Origin of the sequence: Leucobacter chironomi DSM 19883 (genome assembly GCF_000421845.1) — a bacterium.
Classification (GTDB): Bacteria; Actinomycetota; Actinomycetes; order Actinomycetales; family Microbacteriaceae; genus Leucobacter; species Leucobacter chironomi.
In genome coordinates, this window is the sequence record NZ_ATXU01000006.1 from 92,417 (window position 1) to 114,294 (window position 21,878).

Annotated in this window: 31 protein-coding genes; all 31 read left to right on the forward strand. The window is 67.3% G+C overall.

The window, feature by feature from the left end:
• Positions 1-165 precede the first annotated feature (165 nt).
• The 31 genes from H629_RS0108045 to rpsM all read left to right on the forward strand — a co-directional run bounded on the left by H629_RS0108045 (position 166) and on the right by rpsM (position 21,873).
• A complete protein-coding gene (locus tag H629_RS0108045) occupies positions 166-771 on the forward strand; it encodes an LPXTG cell wall anchor domain-containing protein (RefSeq protein WP_161608006.1) in 606 nt (201 codons plus the stop codon).
• Entirely contained in the window at positions 768-3,842 is a 3,075-nt protein-coding gene (locus tag H629_RS0108050) for a hypothetical protein (protein ID WP_024356771.1), read from the forward strand. The genes H629_RS0108045 and H629_RS0108050 overlap by 4 nt, the downstream gene beginning before the upstream one ends.
• A gap of 246 nt (positions 3,843-4,088) precedes the next feature.
• Positions 4,089-5,888, forward strand: a complete 1,800-nt coding sequence (locus H629_RS0108055; RefSeq protein WP_024356772.1) for a polysaccharide biosynthesis protein — start codon at positions 4,089-4,091, stop codon at positions 5,886-5,888.
• Complete coding sequence (locus H629_RS0108060; RefSeq protein WP_024356773.1) at positions 5,885-6,985, forward strand: MraY family glycosyltransferase; 1,101 nt, start codon at positions 5,885-5,887, stop codon at positions 6,983-6,985. Before H629_RS0108055 ends, H629_RS0108060 begins: the two co-directional genes overlap by 4 nt.
• A 442-nt stretch (positions 6,986-7,427) precedes the next feature.
• The gene (gene rpsJ, locus H629_RS0108065; protein ID WP_010156393.1) at positions 7,428-7,736 is read left to right on the forward strand and encodes a 30S ribosomal protein S10; all 309 of its coding nucleotides are present in this window, start codon (positions 7,428-7,430) and stop codon (positions 7,734-7,736) included.
• A 14-nt stretch (positions 7,737-7,750) separates the two neighbouring features.
• The gene (rplC, locus tag H629_RS0108070) at positions 7,751-8,404 is read left to right on the forward strand and encodes a 50S ribosomal protein L3 (protein ID WP_024356774.1); all 654 of its coding nucleotides are present in this window, start codon (positions 7,751-7,753) and stop codon (positions 8,402-8,404) included.
• A 3-nt stretch (positions 8,405-8,407) separates the two neighbouring features.
• A complete protein-coding gene (gene rplD / locus H629_RS0108075) occupies positions 8,408-9,061 on the forward strand; it encodes a 50S ribosomal protein L4 (RefSeq protein ID WP_024356775.1) in 654 nt (217 codons plus the stop codon).
• On the forward strand, positions 9,058-9,357 hold the full coding sequence (gene rplW / locus H629_RS0108080; protein WP_024356776.1) for a 50S ribosomal protein L23: 300 nt from the start codon (positions 9,058-9,060) through the stop codon (positions 9,355-9,357). Before rplD ends, rplW begins: the two co-directional genes overlap by 4 nt.
• Before the next feature lie 22 nt (positions 9,358-9,379).
• Positions 9,380-10,216 carry a 50S ribosomal protein L2 gene (rplB, locus tag H629_RS0108085; protein ID WP_024356777.1) on the forward strand — a complete coding sequence of 279 codons (837 nt, stop codon included), beginning with the start codon at positions 9,380-9,382 and terminating at the stop codon, positions 10,214-10,216.
• 24 nt (positions 10,217-10,240) lie between these two features.
• Positions 10,241-10,522, forward strand: coding sequence for a 30S ribosomal protein S19 (gene rpsS / locus H629_RS0108090; RefSeq protein ID WP_017885323.1), 282 nt, complete (start codon positions 10,241-10,243; stop codon positions 10,520-10,522).
• A gap of 25 nt (positions 10,523-10,547) precedes the next feature.
• Complete coding sequence (gene rplV / locus H629_RS0108095; protein WP_024356778.1) at positions 10,548-10,928, forward strand: 50S ribosomal protein L22; 381 nt, start codon at positions 10,548-10,550, stop codon at positions 10,926-10,928.
• 4 nt (positions 10,929-10,932) lie between these two features.
• Positions 10,933-11,691, forward strand: coding sequence for a 30S ribosomal protein S3 (rpsC, locus tag H629_RS0108100; protein WP_024356779.1), 759 nt, complete (start codon positions 10,933-10,935; stop codon positions 11,689-11,691).
• A gap of 2 nt (positions 11,692-11,693) precedes the next feature.
• Positions 11,694-12,113: a 50S ribosomal protein L16 gene (gene rplP, locus H629_RS0108105; RefSeq protein ID WP_017885320.1), complete on the forward strand. Its 420-nt coding sequence runs from the start codon at positions 11,694-11,696 to the stop codon at positions 12,111-12,113.
• Positions 12,113-12,439: a 50S ribosomal protein L29 gene (gene rpmC / locus H629_RS0108110; RefSeq protein ID WP_024356780.1), complete on the forward strand. Its 327-nt coding sequence runs from the start codon at positions 12,113-12,115 to the stop codon at positions 12,437-12,439. Before rplP ends, rpmC begins: the two co-directional genes overlap by 1 nt.
• A gap of 2 nt (positions 12,440-12,441) precedes the next feature.
• Positions 12,442-12,717: a 30S ribosomal protein S17 gene (rpsQ, locus tag H629_RS0108115; protein WP_024356781.1), complete on the forward strand. Its 276-nt coding sequence runs from the start codon at positions 12,442-12,444 to the stop codon at positions 12,715-12,717.
• 31 nt (positions 12,718-12,748) lie between these two features.
• The gene (gene rplN, locus H629_RS0108120; RefSeq protein ID WP_017885317.1) at positions 12,749-13,117 is read left to right on the forward strand and encodes a 50S ribosomal protein L14; all 369 of its coding nucleotides are present in this window, start codon (positions 12,749-12,751) and stop codon (positions 13,115-13,117) included.
• 4 nt (positions 13,118-13,121) lie between these two features.
• Positions 13,122-13,484: a 50S ribosomal protein L24 gene (rplX, locus tag H629_RS0108125; protein WP_024356782.1), complete on the forward strand. Its 363-nt coding sequence runs from the start codon at positions 13,122-13,124 to the stop codon at positions 13,482-13,484.
• Positions 13,485-14,045, forward strand: a complete 561-nt coding sequence (rplE, locus tag H629_RS0108130; protein ID WP_024356783.1) for a 50S ribosomal protein L5 — start codon at positions 13,485-13,487, stop codon at positions 14,043-14,045.
• Between the two features lie 117 nt (positions 14,046-14,162).
• Entirely contained in the window at positions 14,163-14,561 is a 399-nt protein-coding gene (gene rpsH / locus H629_RS0108135; RefSeq protein WP_024356784.1) for a 30S ribosomal protein S8, read from the forward strand.
• Positions 14,562-14,567: 6 nt separating this feature from the next.
• Positions 14,568-15,104 carry a 50S ribosomal protein L6 gene (gene rplF, locus H629_RS0108140; RefSeq protein ID WP_024356785.1) on the forward strand — a complete coding sequence of 179 codons (537 nt, stop codon included), beginning with the start codon at positions 14,568-14,570 and terminating at the stop codon, positions 15,102-15,104.
• A gap of 3 nt (positions 15,105-15,107) precedes the next feature.
• The gene (rplR, locus tag H629_RS0108145; RefSeq protein ID WP_024356786.1) at positions 15,108-15,482 is read left to right on the forward strand and encodes a 50S ribosomal protein L18; all 375 of its coding nucleotides are present in this window, start codon (positions 15,108-15,110) and stop codon (positions 15,480-15,482) included.
• 23 nt (positions 15,483-15,505) lie between these two features.
• The gene (rpsE, locus tag H629_RS0108150; protein WP_228407258.1) at positions 15,506-16,174 is read left to right on the forward strand and encodes a 30S ribosomal protein S5; all 669 of its coding nucleotides are present in this window, start codon (positions 15,506-15,508) and stop codon (positions 16,172-16,174) included.
• Positions 16,174-16,362, forward strand: coding sequence for a 50S ribosomal protein L30 (gene rpmD / locus H629_RS0108155; RefSeq protein WP_024356787.1), 189 nt, complete (start codon positions 16,174-16,176; stop codon positions 16,360-16,362). Before rpsE ends, rpmD begins: the two co-directional genes overlap by 1 nt.
• Positions 16,359-16,820, forward strand: coding sequence for a 50S ribosomal protein L15 (gene rplO, locus H629_RS0108160; RefSeq protein WP_024356788.1), 462 nt, complete (start codon positions 16,359-16,361; stop codon positions 16,818-16,820). Before rpmD ends, rplO begins: the two co-directional genes overlap by 4 nt.
• A 209-nt stretch (positions 16,821-17,029) precedes the next feature.
• Positions 17,030-18,352 (forward strand): preprotein translocase subunit SecY, encoded by a 1,323-nt coding sequence (gene secY / locus H629_RS0108165; protein WP_024356789.1) that lies wholly within the window; start codon positions 17,030-17,032, stop codon positions 18,350-18,352.
• Entirely contained in the window at positions 18,349-18,948 is a 600-nt protein-coding gene (locus H629_RS0108170) for an adenylate kinase (RefSeq protein ID WP_024356790.1), read from the forward strand. The genes secY and H629_RS0108170 overlap by 4 nt, the downstream gene beginning before the upstream one ends.
• A 3-nt stretch (positions 18,949-18,951) precedes the next feature.
• The gene (gene map / locus H629_RS0108175; protein ID WP_029746742.1) at positions 18,952-19,794 is read left to right on the forward strand and encodes a type I methionyl aminopeptidase; all 843 of its coding nucleotides are present in this window, start codon (positions 18,952-18,954) and stop codon (positions 19,792-19,794) included.
• Positions 19,795-19,827: 33 nt separating this feature from the next.
• Positions 19,828-20,715, forward strand: coding sequence for a polysaccharide deacetylase family protein (locus H629_RS0108180; RefSeq protein ID WP_024356792.1), 888 nt, complete (start codon positions 19,828-19,830; stop codon positions 20,713-20,715).
• A 157-nt stretch (positions 20,716-20,872) separates the two neighbouring features.
• On the forward strand, positions 20,873-21,094 hold the full coding sequence (gene infA, locus H629_RS0108185) for a translation initiation factor IF-1 (protein WP_017885304.1): 222 nt from the start codon (positions 20,873-20,875) through the stop codon (positions 21,092-21,094).
• A gap of 67 nt (positions 21,095-21,161) precedes the next feature.
• Positions 21,162-21,278, forward strand: a complete 117-nt coding sequence (gene rpmJ, locus H629_RS0108190) for a 50S ribosomal protein L36 (RefSeq protein WP_017885303.1) — start codon at positions 21,162-21,164, stop codon at positions 21,276-21,278.
• A gap of 226 nt (positions 21,279-21,504) precedes the next feature.
• The gene (gene rpsM / locus H629_RS0108195) at positions 21,505-21,873 is read left to right on the forward strand and encodes a 30S ribosomal protein S13 (RefSeq protein WP_024356793.1); all 369 of its coding nucleotides are present in this window, start codon (positions 21,505-21,507) and stop codon (positions 21,871-21,873) included.
• Positions 21,874-21,878: the final 5 nt, after the last annotated feature.

Consider the following 21,878-nt stretch of genomic DNA (forward strand, 5'->3'; position numbering starts at 1 on the left):
GAGCGATCCCGGGGGTTCTTCTCGTTTCCGGGCTGCGCGGGGAATCGGCCCCGGCGTTGGGCGTTTTCGCCCACTCCGTTTCGTTCAGAACCCGCTCCTCCATAGGGTGTATCCATGCGGTGCCCGTGCTCGTGGGCCCCGGAACATGGGGAGTAGCAGATGGGGATGCGAAACAGGCTTCGCCTCGGCGTGATCGGGAGCGTGCTCCTGTCGGTGCTGTTCGGGGCGGGTTCGGCGGCTCACGCCGCTGGGCCCGATCCGCTCAACCAGCTCACGCTGCCGGCCGGCGCGGCGCGCGTGTGGGTCGAGCTCGAGCAGAGCGGGCTGACCGGCGACGCGGTCTCGGTGGGAGCCGAGAACGCGGGTTCGACGGTCGATGTCGTGATGACGCCGACCACCTTCGGCCTGCACGGTGAGTTCGCGGCGGTGCCCGGCTCGCTGAAGCTGACGATCCTGCCGAAGCCGGGAGCACCGGCGACGCGCCCCGATCTCGCGGTCACCGTGCTCGACGCCCAGGGGCAGGTGCTGCAGAGTGCGAATCTGCGCCTCGCGATCCCGGCCGGTCCCGCGAAGCCCGGTGAGGAGCCGGAGCCCGCAGTCCCCGACACCGACGATGACTCGCAGGGGCGCGGTGCGAAGGGCAAGATGGCCCGCACCGGCGGCGAGGAGCCGGTCTGGCTCGCGCTGGCCGGTGCGCTGCTCGTGATCGCGGGCGGCACGGTCTGGGGCGTGCGCCGCGTGCGCGCGTCGCGCGAGGAGGTCGCACGATGAAGCATCTGACCCGTTTCGCCATCGCCTCCGTGACGGCGTTCATGCTCGTGCTCGGCTCGACGGCATCGGCGCATGCCGATCCCGTGAACCCCGACGACTACGATCCGGTCCCCGTCACCGGCGAGATCGGCTACCGCGTGAACGATCGCGAGCGACTGCCCGAGGTCGACTCCGAGGTCGGCATCGGCGCCGTGCTCGGCACCGACCCGGGAACGCTCGTCGCGCTCGGAGCGGGCGCCGTCAACTACAGCTCCGCCCTGGTGCGGGTGACGGTCTTCTCACCCGCGCAGGACACCGCGGTGTATCGCGCCGGGGGCGTGCCGTCGCTGCAGACCACGGCGGGCGTGTCGGCGTCGACCACCATGCTGGTGCCCGTCGACCCCGAGGGCCGGGCGCAGCTCTGGGCCAGCGCGCCCGTGCAGGTGCGCGTCGAAGTGCTCGCCGCGTTCAACGGCTCGCAGGCGCAGCCCGGCTCGACGCTCGTGCTCGCCGAGCCGGTGCTGCGCGCCGACACGCGCAACGGCCTCGCCGGCACGGGCCTCGGAAACGACCCGGTGTACGTGGGGCTGACCGGCCAGGGCGGGGTGCCCAGCGAGCGGGTGCGCGCCGCCTATGTCACGGCCACCGTCGAGCTCGACCGAGCCGGCACCCTCGACCTCGGCACGCAGCGCATGCCGCTGCCGGCCGGCGTGAGCACCTTCACCACAGTGCTGTCGCCGGACGAGAACGGGGGCGTGCCGGTGCGGGTCGCCGGCGCGACCGGCCAGCTCGCCCTGCACATCGTCGGCTGGATGCCGGACGCCCCTGACCAAGGCACGCAGCTGAGCCTGCCCGGCAGCTTCGTCGCCACCGCCAGCCTCGACGAGAGCTACACCGACAAGGCCACTGAACGGCGCGACGACTTCGCGACCCTCACCCGCAACTCCGACGCGGCCTACTCGATCGGGCTCGTGACGCTCGCGCCGACCGCCAAGACCGAGCGCAGCTTCTTCGAGTTCGGCCCCGCCTACGACGGGCGCGCACGGGGCGCCGTGGTCGATCCTGCACGCGGCGCTGCGCCGCAGCTGGTCATCGTGCCGGCCTCGACCGACGGCGACGGCGACGGCTACACGCTGCGCCGCGGTGAAGCCCAGCTGTCGTGGTTGCCCGTGGGCGACATCCTCGGCGAAGAGCGGAAGCAGGCCACGAAGAACTTCGAGATCACGATCGACACGCACCAGCAGGGCGAGCAGGTCGACCTCTCCGAGGACGGCTACTTCACCCTGGGCGGCACGGTCACGAGCGAAACGGGCACCCCGAGCCTCGACCGGATCGAGATCTCGGTCGGCGGCGTCGATGGGATCCTCGGCTACGCCGATGTGTGGGAAGAGCAGGGCGTGCTGCGCTGGGAGGCGGATCTCTCGGCGCCGCAGAGCGGCACATTCGGCTACGCGGTCGAGGCCTTCGACCGCGGCGACAACTCGAAGCGCGCCGAGATCGGCCTGAACGTGCAGCGCTTCACCGAGGACGACACGGTCATCGCTCCCGAGATCCACGTGCTCAACGAGACCGCCGGCATCGTCGATGCCACGGTGGTGCCCGAGGAGCCCGACGTGGTCTACGTCGCCGCCAAGTGGAACGTGAAGCCGGGCGACGCGCTCGTCTCGGGCGTCACCGAGACGACGCCGAACGGTCTCTTCGCCGAGGTCGAGTCGCGCGATCTCGTGGGCGAGCAGTGGCGCGTGCGCACCAAGTCGGCGAAGATCGAAGACGTCTTCCTGCAGGTCGACATCGACGAGCACGAGCAGTACGAGAACCTCGAGGAGAGCGGACTCGACGAATCGGGCTTCGGCGCCACCGTCGAGGTCGACGGCGTGCCCGAGGCCGTCGAGGCGGAGCGCGTGCCCGGTGACACCGGCTACGAGACCGCCGAGATCGTGACCGGCGACGAGGTCGACCTCGATCCCCTCCCCTACGAATGCGATCCCGATGCGGCCGATCAGGGCGACGGGCAGTGCCCGCCGGTGCCGATGGTCGATACGGTCGGCACGACCGCCGCACAGGGCGGCATCAGCTCGGCGCTGATGAAGCAGTCGGCGCCGGGCGGCATCCGACCCGCAGCCGGAGCCGAGATCTCGGCCGCCTTCGGCTTCAAGGTCAACACGAAGCTGGTCAAGAAGGAGAAGAGCTGGGGCGTCACCGACGTCGGGTCGTCGTCCGCCGATCCCGAGGCCGAAGTGGCGAACGAGGTCAAGCGCTGGGCGAAGGAGGGATCCGTCAAGGGCGGAGTCGGCATCTCGCTCGCCGCGCAGGCGCTGCCGTCGCTCAAGTTCACGCTCGACACCGACATCACTTGGAAGTGGCGTGTGATCCCCACGGGCATCACCGTCACCAAGTTCTCGATCGAGATGTCGAACACGCTGAAGGCGCAGGCCGCGGTGTCGCTCTTCGTGAAGTTCGAGGGTGCCGTGACGCTGTCGCAGCGGGTGATGTCGATCAACATGCCGGTCACCACGATCATGGCGGGGCCCGTGCCGATCGTGCTGCAGAACACGATCAACCTCGAGATCAAGGCCACTCTCTCGTTGAAGGCCACGGCCACGGCGAAGATCGGATTCACCCGTACCGATGTGGTCGGCACGCAGTACACCGACAAGAACGGATGGGAGTCGCTCAACCAGCCCACGAAGTCGTCGAGCCTGCCGCTCGGCTTCGACCCCATCGCGGATCTCAACGCCGTCTTCGAAGGCGAGGTGGCGGTCGGCCCCGTCTTCGCTCCGAACACGGCGCTCTACGGCCTCGCGGGCCCGCAGCTCGACATCTCGATCCGCGCCGGCCTCGACGGCGAGATCAAGTACAGCGTGGCGAAGGGCAAATGGGTGCTCGCCGCCTCCGTCTTCGCCGAGCTGGGCTACGAGGTGAAGGTGAAGTTCAAGCTCTTCACCAAGGAGTGGGACCGCACCCTCGCCGAGCAGAAGTTCAGGTACACCTTCTGGTCGGACGAGTGGACGTACGGCGGATCGAGCACGGTCGCCTCGCTCGGACCACCGGGCGGCAGGATCGCGGCCCCGCCGCCCTTGCTCCCGGTCTGACCGGTTCAGAACCCCGGGGTGCCCCTCGGGCCGGGGGCCGGGCACCCACCCCGAGCCCGGCCCCCGAGCAGAGCCCGGGCTTCGCACCCCACTGGGGCGCGGAGCCCGGGCTCTGACGCGTCCGGCTGTCGCAGGTTCTGCGGCGCACCAGGCTCGCTCGGAGGGGAGCGGCGGCGCGGGCGGTATCCTCGAAGGTGTTCCTGAGACTCGGTCTCGGGCCGTTTCAGCAGAGCGAATGGAGTTCGAGTGCCGCAGACCCCCGGTGAGCGCGTCGCCCACTTCACCAGGCAGTACGGGCTGCTGTTCCTGCTCGACGCCGTCTCCTGGGCGGTGGGGATCCTCGCGGCACTGGTGCTGCGCTTCGACTTCAACCTGAACCGCATCCACTGGGGCTGGACGCTCGCCGTGATCGGCGTCACGGTGCTGCTGCAACTGATCGGCGGCTGGGTGTTCTGGCTGTACCGCAACCGCTACGAGATCGGCAGCTTCGACGAGGTGCGGGCGGTCGTGCTCGACATCACCGCGGTCATGGTCGTGGGCTGGATCTTCGCGTTCCTCGTGGGCTATGGCAACGGCATCCCGCGCAGTGCGATGATCATCGCCGCGCCCATCACCTTCAGCCTCATGGGAGTCTCGCGGTACGTGCTGCGGCTCTACAACGAGCGGCAGCTCAAGCCCGGCGCAGAGGCGGAGCGCACGCTGCTCTACGGAGCGGGCTACCTGGGCGTCCAGACTGCGAAGCGGCTGCTCACCGACGCCAAGGGCGCCGTGCTGCCGGTCGGCTTCATCGACGACGATCCGTCGAAGCGGAACCAGGAGGTGCGCGGCGTCCGCGTGCTCGGCGGCTTCGACGATCTCACCGACGCCGTGCGCCAGACCCGTGCCACGCGCCTCATCGTGTGCATCGGCGACGCCGACGCCGCGATGATGCGCCGCGTCGATCAGGCGGCGGATCGTGCGGGTGTGACCGCGATGGTGCTGCCGCCGCTCGAGCAGATCCTGCAGAACGCCTCGGTGATCTCCGATGTGCGGGAGCTCTCGATCGAGGATCTCATCGGCCGTCACCCGGTGCGCCTCGAGACCGAGTCGATCGCCGAGTACCTGCAGGACCGGCGGGTGCTGGTGACGGGCGCGGGCGGATCGATCGGCTCCGAGCTGTGCCGTCAGCTGGCGCGCTTCGCGCCGAGCGAGCTCATCATGCTCGACCGCGACGAGACGGCGCTGCAGGAGACGCAGCTCTCGATCAGCGGGCACGGCCTGCTCGACACGAACGACGTGGTGCTTGCCGACATCCGTGATGAGGCCACACTGCAGCGCATCTTCCTGGAGCGACGCCCCGAGGTGGTGTTCCACGCGGCCGCCCTCAAGCACCTGCCGATGCTCGAGCAGTACCCGGACGAAGCCTGGAAGACGAACGTGGTCGGCACGCTCAACGTGCTGCGCGCCGCTCGCAGCGCCGGGGTGGGGGCGTTCGTCAACATCTCCACCGACAAGGCCGCGAACCCGACCAGCGTGCTGGGCCACTCGAAGCGCGTGGCCGAGAAGCTCACCGCTTGGATGGCCGAGCAGACCGGGCAGCGCTACCTCTCCGTGCGCTTCGGGAATGTGATCGGCAGCCGCGGATCGATGCTGCCGACGTTCCGCAAGCTCATCGAGGCCGGCGGCCCCCTCACGGTCACGCACCCCGAGGTCACCCGCTTCTTCATGACGATCCCCGAGGCGTGCCAGCTGGTGGTGCAGGCGGGCGGCATCGGGCGCCCCGGCGAGGTGCTGATCCTCGACATGGGGGAGCCGGTGCGCATCATCGACGTGGCGCGCCGCATGATCGCCCAGTCGGGCAAGGACATCGAGATCGTGTTCACCGGACTGCGCCACGGCGAGAAGCTGCACGAGGAACTGGTGGGCGACGGCGAAGGCCGCGAGCGGCCCTTCCACCCCAAGATCTCGCACGCCCACGTCGACACGATCTCGCCCGATGTGCTCGACCACGAGGGCTGGGTCGCGCGCCTCGACCTCACCGAGGCGGCTGAGGAGCGGGTGCAGTGACAGAACTCTTCGGCGTGCTCGCGATCGGCGCGGTCACGTTCCTGCTCAGCCTGCTGCTGCCGTTCGCGGTGAAACCGCTGCTCATGAAGCTCGGGATCATGGACGTGCCCAACGAGCGCTCCTCGCACGAGCGCCCGGTGCTGCGCGGGCTGGGGCTCGCGGTGCTCATCGCGATGGCGGCCGGCGGGGTGCTCGCGGTTCTGCTGCCCCCGCTGCTCGGATACCCGTACGTCTCGACCAACACGATCACGGTGGTCGCCGGGTCGATCGCGGCGGGCCTGCTGGGGCTCTCCGAGGATCTGCGCGGGCTGAGCGTCAAGGTGCGCAGCCTCTGCCTGCTGCTCATCGCCTCGGGTGTCGCGGTCTCGCTGCTGTGGCAGGCCCAACTCTTCGGCGGATCGTCGGGGCTCGTCAGCCCGGTCATCCTGCAGTGGGTGAGCGGGTGGATCCTGGTGGAGCCACCGGTATGGGCGCTGCTGCTGCTCGCGGTCTACGCGGTGCTCTTCATCTCCAGCTACATCAACGTGGCGAACTTCATGGACGGCCTCAACGGCATCAGCGGTTTCCACGGCGTCATCGCGGGGCTCGCGTTCGCCGCGGCCGGCTCCCTCACGGGGCACGGCTGGCTGCTGCTGGTCGGTCTGGTGCTCGCCGCGGGCTTCGCCGGGTTCCTCCCCTGGAACCTCACGAAGCCGGGTGCCTTCCTCGGCGACGTCGGCAGCTACCTGCTCGGGGGAGCGGTGGCGGTGACGAGCTTCGCCGCGCTCGTCGCGGGGGTGCCGTTCCTCGCGACGATCGGACCGATGGTGATCTACTTCGGCGACGTCGGGGTCACCCTCGTGAAGCGGGTGCGCGCCGGGAAGCGCTGGGATGAGCCGCACAAGGAGCACGCCTACCAGCGCATCCAGCAGCTCGGCTACACCCACGTGCAGGCCTCGGCGATTACGGCCGGCTGCACGGCGCTCGCGTCGCTGCTCGGGATCGCCTCTATCTTCACCGGTCTCTGGGGCACGCTCGCCCTGCTCGTCGCCGGTCTCGCCGTGGTCGTCTTCTACTCCCTCCTCCCGACCCTCCTTCCCGCACGCACGCGTCCCTAACGGTTCATCGGCCGGGGTCCCCGCCTAGCGAGCGCGCGATCGCGAACCGCGACACGCCCGGGTTGCATCATTCAACTTCTCCGTGCGAGAATAGACAGGTTCAGTACTCCGCGCCTTGGTGCGGATCACTGCCAGGCAGTGCATTACCACCGCTTCGCGTCTCGGCCAGCCCGGGTTGCGCAGCGGTTCGGGTGAGGCCGCGGGTAGCGAACACCACCCGTGCATCGAAGCGGCTCGGCGAAAGCCCGGTCGCTTCATGTGTGCGGGGCCGCCCCTGCGTACGTCGCAGGCGCGGTTTTTGACAGGTGAACAGAGACCCAGCACGGCGCGCTCGTCAGAGTGCATGTGCCAGGGCGCTGGTACGCAAGACGTCCAATGCCGCCGGCCCTTCGACACGTTCCGAGGGCATGCGGTACGACGCAAGTAGAAAGTAGAGAGTCACATGGCGGGACAGAAGATCCGCATCCGACTGAAGTCGTATGACCACGAGGTCATCGACAGCTCCGCACGCAAGATCGTCGACACGGTGACCCGCGCGGGTGCGACCGTGATCGGCCCCGTGCCGCTCCCCACGGAGAAGAACGTGATCGCTGTGATCCGTTCGCCCCACAAGTACAAGGACAGCCGCGAGCACTTCGAGAAGCGCACGCACAAGCGCCTGATCGACATCGTCGATCCCACCCCGAAGGCCGTCGATTCGCTCATGCGTCTCGATCTGCCTGCCGACGTCAACATCGAGATCAAGCTCTAAGGGGGGATCCGAACATGTCAGTAGCACGTAACGTGAAGGGTCTTCTGGGCACCAAGCTCGGTATGACGCAGGTCTGGGATGAGAACGGCAACGTCGTTCCCGTGACCGTGATCGAGGTGGCCCCCAACGTGGTCACCCAGATCCGCACCCCCGAGGTCGACGGCTACAGCGCCGTGCAGATCGCGGCGGGTCAGATCGATCCCCGCAAGGTGAACCAGCCTTCGGCCGGTCACTTCGAGAAGGCGGGCGTCACCCCGCGTCGTCACCTCACCGAGGTGCGCACGTCCGACGCCGCCGAGTACTCGCTCGGTCAGGAGCTCACCGTCGACGCCACCTTCGAGGCCGGTCAGAAGATCGACGTCGTGGGTACCTCGAAGGGCAAGGGCTTCGCCGGCACCATGAAGCGCCACAACTTCAAGGGCGTTTCGGCTTCGCACGGTGCGCACCGCAACCACCGCAAGCCAGGCTCGATCGGTGGCGCCGCCACCCCGGGTCGCGTCTTCAAGGGTCAGCGCATGGCAGGCCGCATGGGCGGCGATCGTGTCACCGTGCAGAACCTCACCGTGCAGGCGATCGACGCCGAGAAGGGTCTCATCCTGGTCAAGGGTGCGGTTCCCGGCGCTCGCGGTCGTCTCGTTTTCGTTCGCAACGCAGTGAAGGGGGCGTAGTTCATGGCTACCGCTACCAAGCTCGAGGTGCTCGACGCCAAGGGTAAGAAGGCCGGTTCGGTCGATCTTCCCGAGGCCATCTTCGGCACCGAGACCAACGTCCCGCTGATCCACCAGGTGGTCACCGCTCAGCTCGCCGCTGCGCGCCAGGGTACGCACAAGACCAAGAACCGTGGCGAGCGCTCCGGTTCGGGTGTCAAGCCGTTCAAGCAGAAGGGCACCGGCCGCGCCCGTCAGGGTTCGGTCCGCATGCCGCAGCACCGCGGCGGCGGTATCGTGCACGGCCCCGTGCCGCGCGACTACTCGCAGCGCACCCCCAAGAAGATGATCGCCGCGGCGCTCACCGGCCTGCTCTCGGATCGCGCTCGCGCGAACCGTCTGCACGTCGTCGAGTCGTTCGGCATCGGTGAGAAGCCCAGCACCAAGTCGGCCCGCGAGTTCCTCGTGTCGGTCGCGCCGGGCAAGCGCGTGCTCGTCGTCGTCACCCGCGAGGATGAGGTGACCGTGCTCAGCGTCCGCAACCTGCAGCACGTGCACGTGCTGTACCAGGATCAGCTCAACGCCTACGACGTGGTCGTCAGCGACGATCTCGTCTTCACCAAGGCTGCCTTCGACGCATTCGTCGCCGGCCGCGCCGCCAAGGAGGACACGAAGTGAGCCTGAACAAGTCCGCACACGACGTCATCATCCGCCCCATCGTCTCGGAGAAGAGCTACAACCTCATCGACGCGAACGGCCAGTACACCTTCGAGGTGCAGCCGACCGCGAACAAGACTGAGATCAAGCTCGCCATCGAGAACGTCTTCGGCGTGAAGGTCGAGAAGGTCCGCACCCTCAACCGCAAGGGCAAGACCCGCCGCACGAAGTTCGGCATGGGCAAGCGCAAGGACACCAAGCGCGCCATTGTCACGCTGAAGTCGGGCTCCATCGACATCTTCACGGCTGCGCTGTAGAAGGGGCGAAGAGGAACACAACATGGCTATTCGCAAGTACAAGCCGACGACCCCGGGTCGTCGCGGCTCGAGCGTCGCTGATTTCGCAGAGATCACGCGTTCGACCCCTGAGAAGTCGCTGCTCCGCCCGCTCCCCAAGACGGGCGGCCGCAACAACCAGGGTCGCATCACCACCCGCCACATCGGCGGTGGCCACAAGCGCCAGTACCGCGTCATCGACTTCCGTCGCAATGACAAGGACGGCGTGAACGCCAAGGTCGCGCACATCGAGTACGATCCGAACCGCACCGCGCGCATCGCGCTGCTGCACTTCGAGGACGGCACGAAGCGCTACATCATCGCCCCGAACAAGCTGAAGCAGGGCGACATCGTCGAGTCGGGTGCCGGTGCTGATATCAAGCCCGGTAACAACCTGCCGCTGAAGAACATCCCCACCGGTACCGTGATTCACGCCATCGAGCTGAAGCCCGGCGGCGGTGCGAAGATGGCTCGTTCGGCCGGTGCCTCGGTTCGCCTCGTGGCGAAGGACGGCCCCTACGCCCAGCTGCGTCTGCCCTCGGGCGAGATCCGCAACGTCGACGTGCGCTGCCGCGCAACGGTCGGCGAGGTGGGCAACGCCGAGCAGTCGAACATCAACTGGGGCAAGGCCGGCCGTATGCGCTGGAAGGGCGTCCGCCCGACCGTGCGCGGTGTCGTCATGAACCCGGTGGATCACCCCCACGGCGGTGGCGAAGGCCGCACCTCGGGCGGTCGTCACCCGGTCAGCCCCTGGGGTCAGAAGGAAGGCCGTACGCGCCACCCGAACAAGGAAAGCGACAAGCTCATCGTGCGTCGCCGCCCGACCGGCAAGAAGCGCTAAGCGGCAGGTAGGAGAGAGTAGAAGATGCCTCGTAGTCTCAAGAAGGGCCCCTTCGTCGACAACCACCTGCTGCACAAGGTGGTTGCCCAGAACGAAGCCGGCACCAAGAACGTGATCAAGACCTGGTCGCGCCGTTCGATGATCATCCCGGCCATGCTGGGTCACACCATCGCGGTGCACGACGGTCGCAAGCACATCCCGGTGTTCGTCACCGAAACCATGGTGGGCCACAAGCTGGGCGAGTTCGCGCCCACGCGCACCTTCCGTGGTCACGTGAAGGACGACAAGAAGGGCCGTCGCCGCTAAGCGGTGACGTGAAGGAGGAAGAGAAATGGTGGAGTCGATCGCACGCGTGCGTCATATCCGCATCACCCCCCAGAAGGCCCGTCGCGTTGTTGACCTGGTCCGTGGCAAGAACGCTCAGGAGGCCCTGGCCATCCTGAAGTTCGCCCCGCAGGCCGCTGCAGAGCCGGTGTTCAAGCTCGTCGCCTCGGCGATCGCGAACGCGCGCGTCAAGGCCGATAACGAGAACCTGCGTTTCAACGAGGACGAGCTCGTCGTGGCTCGTGCCTTCGTCGACGAGGGCGCGACGCTCAAGCGTTTCCGCCCTCGCGCTCAGGGTCGCGCATTCCGTATCAACAAGCGCACGAGCCACATCACGGTCGTTCTGCAGACCGCTGACGAGCTCGCCGCTGCGAAGAAGGGAGCCTAACGGTATGGGCCAGAAGATTCATCCCTACGGCTTCCGCCTCGGGATCACCACCGACCACGTGTCGCGCTGGTTCTCGGACTCGACCAAGAAGGGTCAGCGTTACGCTGACTACCTGGCCGAGGACATCAAGATCCGCCAGCACCTGACGAAGCAGCTCGATCGCGCCGGCGTCTCGCGCGTCGAGATCGAGCGCACCCGCGATCGCGTCCGCGTGGACATCCACTCGGCGCGTCCCGGTATCGTCATCGGCCGCCGCGGCGCCGAGGCCGAGCGCATCCGCGCCGACCTCGAGAAGCTCACCGGCAAGCAGATCCAGCTCAACATCCTCGAGGTGAAGAACCCCGAGGCCGACGCTCAGCTCGTCGCGCAGGGCATCGCCGAGCAGCTCGCTGCTCGTGTGGCCTTCCGCCGCGCGATGCGCAAGGGTCTGCAGGGCGCCCAGCGCGCGGGTGCCAAGGGCATCCGTATCCAGGTCTCCGGCCGTCTCGGCGGCGCCGAGATGAGCCGTTCGGAGTTCTACCGCGAGGGTCGTGTGCCGCTGCACACGCTGCGCGCGAACATCGACTACGGCTTCTACGAGGCGAAGACCACCTTCGGCCGCATCGGCGTGAAGGTCTGGATCTACAAGGGCGACCTCACCAACAAGGAACTCGCTCGCGAGCAGGCGGCCCAGAAGCCGTCGCGCGACCGCGGCGATCGTCGCCGTGCGCCCCGTGGCGCTCAGGCTGAGGCTGCACCCGCTGCAGCAGGAGCGGAGAAGTAAGCATGCTGATTCCCCGTCGAGTCAAGTACCGCAAGCAGCACCACCCCAGCCGCAGCGGTCAGTCGAAGGGCGGCAACACCGTCGCTTTCGGCGAGTTCGGTATCCAGGCCCTCACGCCCGCGTACGTGACGAACCGTCAGATCGAGTCCGCTCGTATCGCGATGACCCGTCACATCAAGCGCGGCGGCAAGGTGTGGATCAACATCTACCCCGACCGTCCCCTCACCAAGAAGCCCGCGGAAACCCGCATGGGCTCGGGTAAGGGCTCGCCCGAGTGGTGGGTGGCCAACGTCAAGCCGGGCCGCGTCCTCTTCGAGGTCGCCGGCGTCGACGAGCAGCTCGCTCGTGAAGCGCTGACCCGCGCGATCCACAAGCTGCCGCTCAAGGCCCGTATTATCAAGCGCGAGGAGGGCGACGCGTAATGGCGATCGGTACCAAAGAACTGGCCATCACCGAACTCGATAGCTTCGAGGACGAGCGTCTGGCCGAGGAGCTCAAGAAGGCCAAGGCCGAGCTCTTCAACCTTCGTTTCCAGTCGGCCACCGGCCAGCTGGAGAGCCACGGCCGCGTGCGCCAGGTGAAGCGCGACATCGCTCGCATCTACACCGTGCTGCGCGAGCGCGAGCTCGGTCTGCGGGTCACCCCCGCGGCCGCCCCTGCTCCCGCGAAGGCGAAGAAGAGCAGCAAGAAGACCGAGCAGGCGGACGCCGCCGGTGATTCGGCTAGCACCGAAACGAAGGAGGCGTAAGAATGGCTGCTGAGGTCGAGAACGAACAGCGCGGCTACCGCAAGGCCCGCCGCGGTTACGTCGTCAGCGACAAGATGGACAAGACCATCGTCGTCGAGGTCGAGGACCGTGTGAAGCACCCGCTATACGGCAAGGTCATGCGCCGTTCGTCGAAGGTCAAGGCCCACGACGAGCAGAACACCGCCGGTATCGGCGATCTCGTGCTCATCCATGAGACCCGCCCGCTGAGCGCCACCAAGCGCTGGCGTCTGGTCGAGATCCTCGAGAAGGCGAAGTAAGCCTCGCGCTTACTGAGTGAAGGAGTAACAAGTGATTCAGCAGGAATCCCGACTCAAGGTCGCCGATAACACCGGTGCCAAGGAGTTGCTCACCATCCGTGTGCTCGGGGGCTCGAAGCGTCGTTACGCCGGTCTCGGCGACACGATCGTCGCGACCGTCAAGGACGCGATCCCCGGCGGCAACGTGAAGAAGGGCGACGTGGTCAAGGCCGTCGTCGTCCGTGCGCGCAAGTCGACCCGTCGTGCCGATGGCTCGTACATCAGCTTCGACGAGAACGCAGCCGTCATCCTCAAGGCCGACGGGGAGCCCCGCGGCACCCGTATCTTCGGGCCGGTCGGCCGTGAGCTGCGCGACAAGCGGTTCATGAAGATCGTCTCGCTCGCACCGGAGGTGATCTAGTCCTATGGGCGCAAAGATCAAGAAGGGTGACCTCGTCGAGGTCATCTCGGGCCCGTCGCAGGAGCGCGGCGGCTACAAGGGCAAGCAGGGACGCGTCATCGACGTGCTCGCTGAGAGCGACCGTGTGGTCGTCGAGGGCGTGAACTACGTCAAGAAGCACGTGCGCGTCGGCCAGTCGGACCGTGGCACCCGCGAGGGTGGCATCGAGACCGTCGAGGCCCCGATTCACGTCTCCAACGTCGCCATCGTCGATCCCGAGACGAAGAAGCCGACTCGCGTCGGGTTCCGCGTCGAGGAGGTCGAGAAGGACGGCAAGAAGAAGACCGTTCGCGTGCGCTACGCCAAGTCGTCTGGGAAGGACCTCTAAATGACTGAGACCAAGGTTCAGCCCCGTCTCAAGCAGAAGTACCGGAGCGACATCGTTCCGCAGCTGCGCGAGGAGTTCGACTACGCCAACATCATGCAGGTTCCGGGCATCGTCAAGGTGGTCGTGAACACGGGTGTCGGCGAGGCGGCTCGCGACAGCAAGGTGATCGAGGGCGCTATCGCGGACCTCACCAAGATCACCGGCCAGAAGCCGATGGTGACCAAGGCCCGCAAGTCGATCGCGCAGTTCAAGCTGCGCGAAGGCCAGGCCATCGGCGCGCACGTCACCCTCCGCGGTGACCGCGCGTGGGAGTTCCTCGATCGCCTGATCAGCCTCGCGCTGCCCCGAATCCGCGATTTCCGCGGCCTTTCGGCCAAGCAGTTCGACGGAAACGGCAACTACACCTTCGGATTGACCGAGCAGAGTGTGTTCCACGAGATCGATCAGGATAAGATTGATCGGGTGCGTGGTTTCGACATCACTGTCGTCACCACCGCGAAGTCCGACGACGAGGGTCGCGCGCTGCTCAAGGCGCTCGGCTTCCCCTTCAAGTCGGAATAACTGAATAGTCCAAGCGGAGAGGGTGTCCGGGAGTTTCCCGGGCACCCGATCCGTGTGTCACCCAGGTCGCACTCCGTGTAACGGTGTGTGATACCAGGCGAGAAAGAAGAGTCACTCATGACGATGACTGATCCGGTAGCAGACATGCTGACCCGGCTGCGCAACGCCAACTCTGCGCATCATGACGACGTTTCGCTCCCCGGCTCGAAGCTGAAGGAGCGGATCGCTGAGATCCTCAAGCGCGAAGGCTACATCAAGGACTGGAAGGTGGAGGCGGCTCGCGTCGGCACCACCCTCACCATGTCGCTGAAGTACGGCCCCAACCGCGAGCGCTCGATCGAAGGCATCAAGCGCGTGTCGAAGCCCGGCCTCCGGGTGTACGCGGGCTCGACCGAGATCCCGAGCGTGCTCGGCGGTCTTGGCATCGCGATCCTGTCCACCTCCTCGGGGCTCCTCACCGACCGCGAGGCTGAGCAGAAGGGCGTTGGCGGGGAAGTCCTCGCTTACGTGTGGTAAGCCGTCATGTCACGTATTGGTAAGCTTCCCATCACCGTTCCCGGTGGTGTAGACGTCAAGATCGATGGCCAGAAGGTCACGGTCAAGGGTTCGAAGGGCGAGCTCGCGCTCGTCGTCGCCGAGCCGATCCGCGTTGCTCTCGAGGACGGTCAGGTGCTGGTCACCCGTCCCGACGACGAGCGCGAGTCCCGAGCGCTGCACGGTCTCACCCGCACGCTCATCAACAACAACATCATCGGTGTCACCGAGGGCTACTCCAAGCAGCTCGAGGTCGTGGGCACGGGCTACCGCGTGCAGCAGAAGGGCGCCGGCCTCGAGCTCGCCCTCGGCTTCTCGCACCCGGTCAACGTCGACGCTCCCGAGGGCATCACGCTTGCCGTCGAGGGCAACACGAAGATCACCGTGAGCGGCATCTCGAAGCAGGCGGTCGGCGAAGCCGCCGCCAACATCCGCAAGCTGAAGAAGCCGGAGCCCTACAAGGGCAAGGGCATTCGCTACGCGGGCGAGAACGTCCGCCGCAAGGCAGGAAAGGCTGGTAAGTAACCCATGGCCGCTTCAGTATCTCGGGCTAAGGGTCGTACGGCTGCTCGTATCCGCCGCCACACCCGCCTGCGCAAGAAGATCGTCGGCACCGAGGCTCGTCCTCGTCTCGTCGTCAACCGCTCTGCGCGCCACGTCTTCGTCCAGATCGTCGACGATTCGAAGGGCATCACCGTTGCTTCGGCTTCGACGATGGAAGCCGATCTGCGCTCGTTCGAGGGTGACAAGACCGCCAAGGCCCGCAAGGTCGGCGAGCTCGTCGCCGAGCGTGCCAAGAACGCCGGTGTCGAGGCTGTCGTCTTCGACCGCGGCGGCAGCAAGTACGCAGGCCGCGTCGCCGCGATCGCCGATGGCGCTCGCGAAGGGGGGCTGGCGCTGTGAGCAACGAAACGAAGGAGCAGGAAGTGTCTGCTGAGACTCAGGCCGCCGAGGCCCCGGCTCAGGATCACCGCAACGAGCCGCGCGAGCAGCGTCGTGGCAGCCGTGACCGCGGGACCCGTGGCGAGCGCGGCGGACGCGACCGCAACGAGAGCCAGTTCCTCGAGCGCGTCGTCACCATCAACCGCGTCTCGAAGGTCGTCAAGGGCGGCCGTCGCTTCAGCTTCACCGCGCTCGTCGTGGTGGGCGATGGCAACGGCACCGTCGGTGTCGGCTACGGCAAGGCGAAGGAGGTGCCTCTCGCCATCTCCAAGGGTGTCGAGGAGGCCAAGAAGAACTTCTTCCGCGTACCCCGCGTCGGCAGCACCATCCCGCACCCGGTGCAGGGCGAGGCCGCTGCCGGTGTCGTGCTGCTGCGTCCGGCCGCTGCCGGTACCGGTGTTATCGCCGGTGGTCCGGTCCGCGCCGTGCTCGAGTGCGCCGGCATCCACGACGTGCTGAGCAAGTCGCTCGGTTCGTCGAACACCCTGAACATCGTGCACGCGACCGTCGAGGCGCTGCAGCAGCTCGAGGAGCCCCGCTCCGTCGCAGCTCGCCGCGGTCTCGACTTCGACCGCGTCGCCCCGGCCCGCATCGTGCGCGCCGAGGCGAAGGCCGCGGCCGACGCTGCCGCGAAGGCAAAGGCAGGTGCGTAATGGCGAAGAGCCTGAAGATTACGCAGACGAAGTCCGTTATCAGTGAGAAGCAGAACCAGCGCGATACCCTCCGCAGCCTGGGCCTCAAGAAGATCGGCCAGTCGGTCGTTCGCGAGGACACGCAGGCGAACCGCGGTTACGTGCGCGCTGTCGCTCACCTTGTAGAGGTTGAGGAGATCGACGCATGAGCGAGAAGAACGAGGAGCGCGAGCAGGTGCTCAAGGCGCACCACCTCCGTCCGGCTCCCGGCTCCAAGAAGGCCAAGACCCGCGTGGGTCGTGGCGAGGGCTCGAAGGGCAAGACGGCAGGCCGTGGTACCAAGGGCAGCAAGGCCCGGTACCAGGTGAAGGCCGGCTTCGAGGGTGGGCAGATGCCGCTGCACATGCGCACCCCGAAGCTGCGCGGGTTCAAGAACCCGTTCCGCACCGAGTACCAGGTGGTCAACATCGCGAAGCTCGCAGAGCTCTACCCCAAGGGTGGCGAAGTGACCGTCGACGATCTGGTCGCCAAGGGCGCCGTGCGCAAGAACCAGCCCGTCAAGGTGCTGGGCGACGGCGACCTGCAGGTGAAGCTCACCGTCTCGGTCGACAAGGTCTCCGGCTCCGCTGAGCAGAAGATCGTCGCCGCCGGCGGAGAGATCAAGTAAGGGTCCGTCAGGACTCGATCGCCCGAGACTCTCTCGGGTAGCGGGGGAGCGGTGGAGTCGGTACGTGTGCCGGCTCCGCCCACCCCCGTTTTTCTTTCGCGGATCCCGCTCGGTGGATCCACGTGTTCGACGCCCGGCCGACATGTAGGCTGGTGCAATCGGTTCTCGTCGTCAGGCGAAGGCCCAACGACGTTTCCAGGAGGCAGATTTTGTTCAGCGCCATCGGACGGATCTTTCGGACTCCCGACCTGCGACGGAAGATCGTCTTCACGCTCGCTATCGTGTCGCTGTTCCGGCTCGGTTCATTCATCCCGGCACCGTTCGTCGACTACGCCAACGTGCAGGCGTGCCTGGCGGCGAACGCGAACAGCACCTCCGGCCTCTACGACATGATCAACCTGTTCAGCGGCGGGGCGCTGCTGCAGCTGTCGATCTTCGCGCTGGGCATCATGCCCTACATCACGGCCTCCATCATCACGCAGCTGCTGCGCGTGGTGATCCCGCACTTCGAGGCGCTGCACAAGGAGGGCCAGGCCGGACAGGCCAAGCTCACCCAGTACACGCGCTACCTCACCATCGCGCTCGCGGTGCTGCAGTCGACCACGCTCATCACCGTCGCCCGCTCGGGCCAGCTCTTCGGCGCCGTCGCCGATCAGTCCTGCCAGAACCTCGTGTCGCAGGAGTGGTGGGCGATCCTCATCATGATCCTCACGATGACCGCCGGCACCGGCCTCATCATGTGGTTCGGCGAGCTCATCACCGAGCGCGGCGTCGGCAACGGCATGTCGCTGCTCATCTTCACCTCGATCGCGGCCACCTTCCCGAACGCGATGTGGATCATCAAGGAGTCGCGCGGCTGGGAGGTCTTCTTCCTGGTGCTCGCCGTCGGCCTCCTGGTCGTCGCCGCCGTCGTCTTCGTCGAGCAGTCGCAGCGCCGCATCCCGGTGCAGTACGCGAAGCGCGTCGTGGGCCGCCGCACCTACGGCGGCAGCAGCACCTACATCCCGATCAAGGTCAACATGGCGGGCGTGATCCCCGTGATCTTCGCCTCGGCGATCCTCTACCTGCCGATGCTCATCACGCAGTTCAACCAGCCCAAGATCGGCGAGGAGCCGAAGGGCTGGGTGGTCTGGATCCAGAACAACCTGGTCTACGGCGACCAGCCGATCTACATGCTCGTCTTCTTCCTGCTCACCATCGGCTTCACCTTCTTCTACGTGCAGATCACCTTCAACCCCGAAGAGGTCTCCGACAACATGAAGCAGTACGGCGGGTTCATCCCCGGCATCCGCGCCGGCCGACCCACCGCCGAGTACCTCAACTACGTGCTCACCCGCATCACCAGCGCCGGCTCGCTCTACCTGGGCCTGATCGCGCTGCTCCCGCTCATCGCGCTCTCGTTCTTCGGCGCCAACCAGAACTTCCCGTTCGGCGGCGCGTCGATCCTCATCATCGTCGGCGTCGGCCTTGAGACCGTCAAGCAGATCGACGCCCAGCTGCAGCAGCGCCATTACGAAGGACTCCTCAAGTGACCGATACCCAGACCACCCGCCTGCTCATCATCGGCCCGCCCGGAGCGGGCAAGGGCACCCAGGCCGCGGCCATCGCCGAGCGCTACGGCGTCCCCGCCATCTCCACCGGCGACATCTTCCGCGCCAACATCAAGGGCGGCACCGAGCTCGGCAAGCGCGTGCAGGAGATCATCGAGCGGGGCGAGCTCGTCCCCGACTCGCTCACGAACGAGATCGTGCAGGATCGCCTCACGCAGCCCGACGCGGCGCCCGGCTTCCTGCTCGACGGCTACCCCCGCACCGTCGATCAGGTGCACGCCCTCGACGGCATGCTCGACGGCGCCTCGCTCGACGCGGTCGTGCTGATCGAAGCCGACGCCGACGCCGTCGTCGCCCGCCTGCTCAAGCGCGCCGAGATCGAAGGCCGCGCCGACGACACCGAAGAGGTGATCCGTCACCGCCAGGAGGTGTACGCGCAGCAGACCGCTCCGCTCATCGAACTGTTCTCCGACCGCGGCATCCTGGTCGCCGTCGACGGGCTGGGCTCGGTCGAGGAGGTCGCGGCCCGCATCGCCGCCGGCCTCGAGGCCAAGCTCGCCGCTCCGGTGGAGCGCTAGCCCGTGTCGCGTCGGGGAATCCTGCGGCGCTCCATCTACAAGTCGCCGGCGCAGCTGCGACTGATGGTCGAGCCGGGCCTTGCGACCGGCGCCGCGCTCACGGCGATGCGCGACGCTGTGCGCGCCGGTGTCACACCGCTCGAACTCGATGCGATCGCCGAGGAGGCGATCCGCTCGCGCGGCGGAGCCCCCAATTTCATGCTCGAGCCCGGGTACCGCCACACCATTTGCGCCAACGTCAACGAGCACGTGGTGCACGGCATCCCCACCGACCGGCCGCTGGAACCCGGCGACATCGTCGCACTGGACGCCGGCGCCGTGGTGAACGGGTGGAACGGCGACGCCGCGATCACCGCGGTGATCCCGGACCCCGAACGCCCCGAGCGCACCGCCGCCCTCGAGCTGCTCAGCGAGGTCACCGAGGCGGCCATGTGGTGCGGCATCGCGCGCCTCGCGACCGCCTCGCACCTGAACGAGGTCGGCGAGGCCGTCTCCGGCTACGTGCGCAAGCACAGCGACTTCGGCGTGCTCGAGGACTACATCGGCCACGGCATCGGACGCAGCATGCACGAGGATCCGCCCGTCTTCAACGTGCCGGTGAAGCGTCGCGGCCCCGAGGTGAAGCCGGGGCTCGTCGTGGCGATCGAACCCATCATCTCCGCTGGCGGCATCGACACGATCGTCGAGGACGACGACTGGACCGTGACCATGGCCGACGGCTCGATGAGCGCCCAGTGGGAGCACACCGTCGCCGTGCACGAGCGCGGTATCTGGGTGCTGACGGCCGAGGACGGCGGGGCCAGCGGGCTCGCACCGCTCGGGATCACGCCCGTTCCGATCCCGTAGCCCGACCGCGACGGTTCGGCTGGAGGTGCGCGCGTGAACGAGCACGGGATCGCCCGCCGCAGCGCCCTGGCCGGCGCGGCCGGCCTGTTCGGCCTCGCGCTGGCCGGGTGCGCCGCAGAGGAGACGCGTCCAGCGGCGGCAGAGCCGCGACGCGAGCGGCCGGCCCCCGCAGATCCGCCGAAGGTCGAGCAGCCTGAGGCGCCGGATCCTCCGCCGCAGCCCGATGTCGAGGCGATCATCGCCGCGCACGAGGGCCGCGTCCCGAGCCAGTGGGGCACCGACATCCCGGGTGTCATCCGCACCGCCGCGGAGGCGGGCGCCGCCGATCCGGCCGCCGTGCTCCTCACCCTCGACGCCTGCGGCGGCAGCGCCGGCTCCGGCTTCGACGCCACACTGATCGAGAGGCTCGCTGCGGCCGCGATCCCCGCGACCCTCTTCCTCAACCACCGCTGGATCGAGGCAAACCCCGGCCTCGCCGCGGCCCTCGCCGGCGACCCGCTGTTCTCCATCCAGAACCACGGTACGCGGCACATGCCGCTCAGCGTGAACGGATCCTCCGCATACGGCATACCCGGTACCGCGAGCGTGCGTGAGGCCGCCCTCGAGGTGTGGGAGAACCACGTCGCGCTGACCGAGCTCACCGGGACCGCCCCGCGATGGTTCCGGCCCGGCACGGCGCACCTCGACGACGTGGCGCTCAGCGTCTCCGCCGCGCTCGGCGAGCGGATCGCCGGCTTCGCGATCAACGGCGACGGGGGAGCGACCTTCCCCGTGCGGAGCGTCACCGCCGAGGTGGGCGCCGCCGCGGGCGGCGAGATCGTGATCGCCCACATGAACCAGCCGGGATCCGGAACCGCGGCCGGAATCCTCGCCGCCGTGCAGCAGCTGCGCGACCGCGGCCTGAGCTTCGGCGTGCTCTGAGCGCGGGCTTTACAAACACCGACACGCCCGGTACTCTTGATCTTTGGTGCTTTGCGCCTGTTTTCGCGTTCCCGATCGCAGTTCCGGATCGGGCCCACGGGGCGGACGAAGGGCATTCGCAAGACCAGCACACACCTACGCAAGCGATAGTGAGGCTATGGCGAAGAAAGACGGCGTCATCGAGATCGAGGGACAGGTTGTCGAGGCTCTGCCGAACGCGATGTTCCGCGTCGAGCTGACCAATGGACACAAAGTGCTCGCTCATATCTCGGGAAAGATGCGTCAGCACTACATCCGCATTCTCCCGGAGGATCGCGTGATCGTGGAGCTGACGCCCTACGATCTGACCCGCGGCCGTATCGTCTACCGCTACAAGTAGGTCGCTGGAAAGTAACGGCTCGCGGCATCCCGCGGGTACGAGGACAGCGAACCAGTAAGGAAACATCATGAAGGTCAAGCCCAGCGTCAAGCCGATCTGCGATCACTGCAAGGTCATTCGTCGTCACGGCCGCGTCATGGTGATCTGCAAGAGCAACCCGCGCCACAAGCAGCGTCAGGGCTAAGCAGGTCGTCATTCCGCGCGAGCGGAGCGAAGCGCGGGATCCGATCCGGATCCGGCACCCGCTCCCGACACGCGGAACGACAGCAACACAACTCAACAACTGATCCAGCGCGTCGAAGAACCCGCGCTCACCCGGCCTCGGCCGGCGAGCCGCGGGGGACACCTCGGGACGGAGGCCCGAACCCCCGACACGCACCAAACCTCCAAGATCCGCAAGGAGAGCCAACATGGCACGTCTCGCAGGAGTCGACATCCCGCGCGATAAGCGCGTCGAGATCGCACTCACCTACATCTACGGCGTCGGCCGCACCAGCGCGCTGAAGACCCTCGCCGACACCGGCATCGACGGGAACATCCGAGTCAAGGACCTCACCGACGACCAGCTCGTCTCGCTCCGCGACTACATCGAAGGCAACTTCAAGGTTGAGGGCGACCTCCGCCGCGAGGTGGCCGCCGACATCCGCCGCAAGGTCGAGACCGGCAGCTACCAGGGTCTCCGTCACCGCAAGGGCCTGCCCGTGCACGGTCAGCGCACCAAGACGAACGCTCGTACCCGCAAGGGCCCGAAGCGCACCGTCGCCGGCAAGAAGAAGTAATCGCC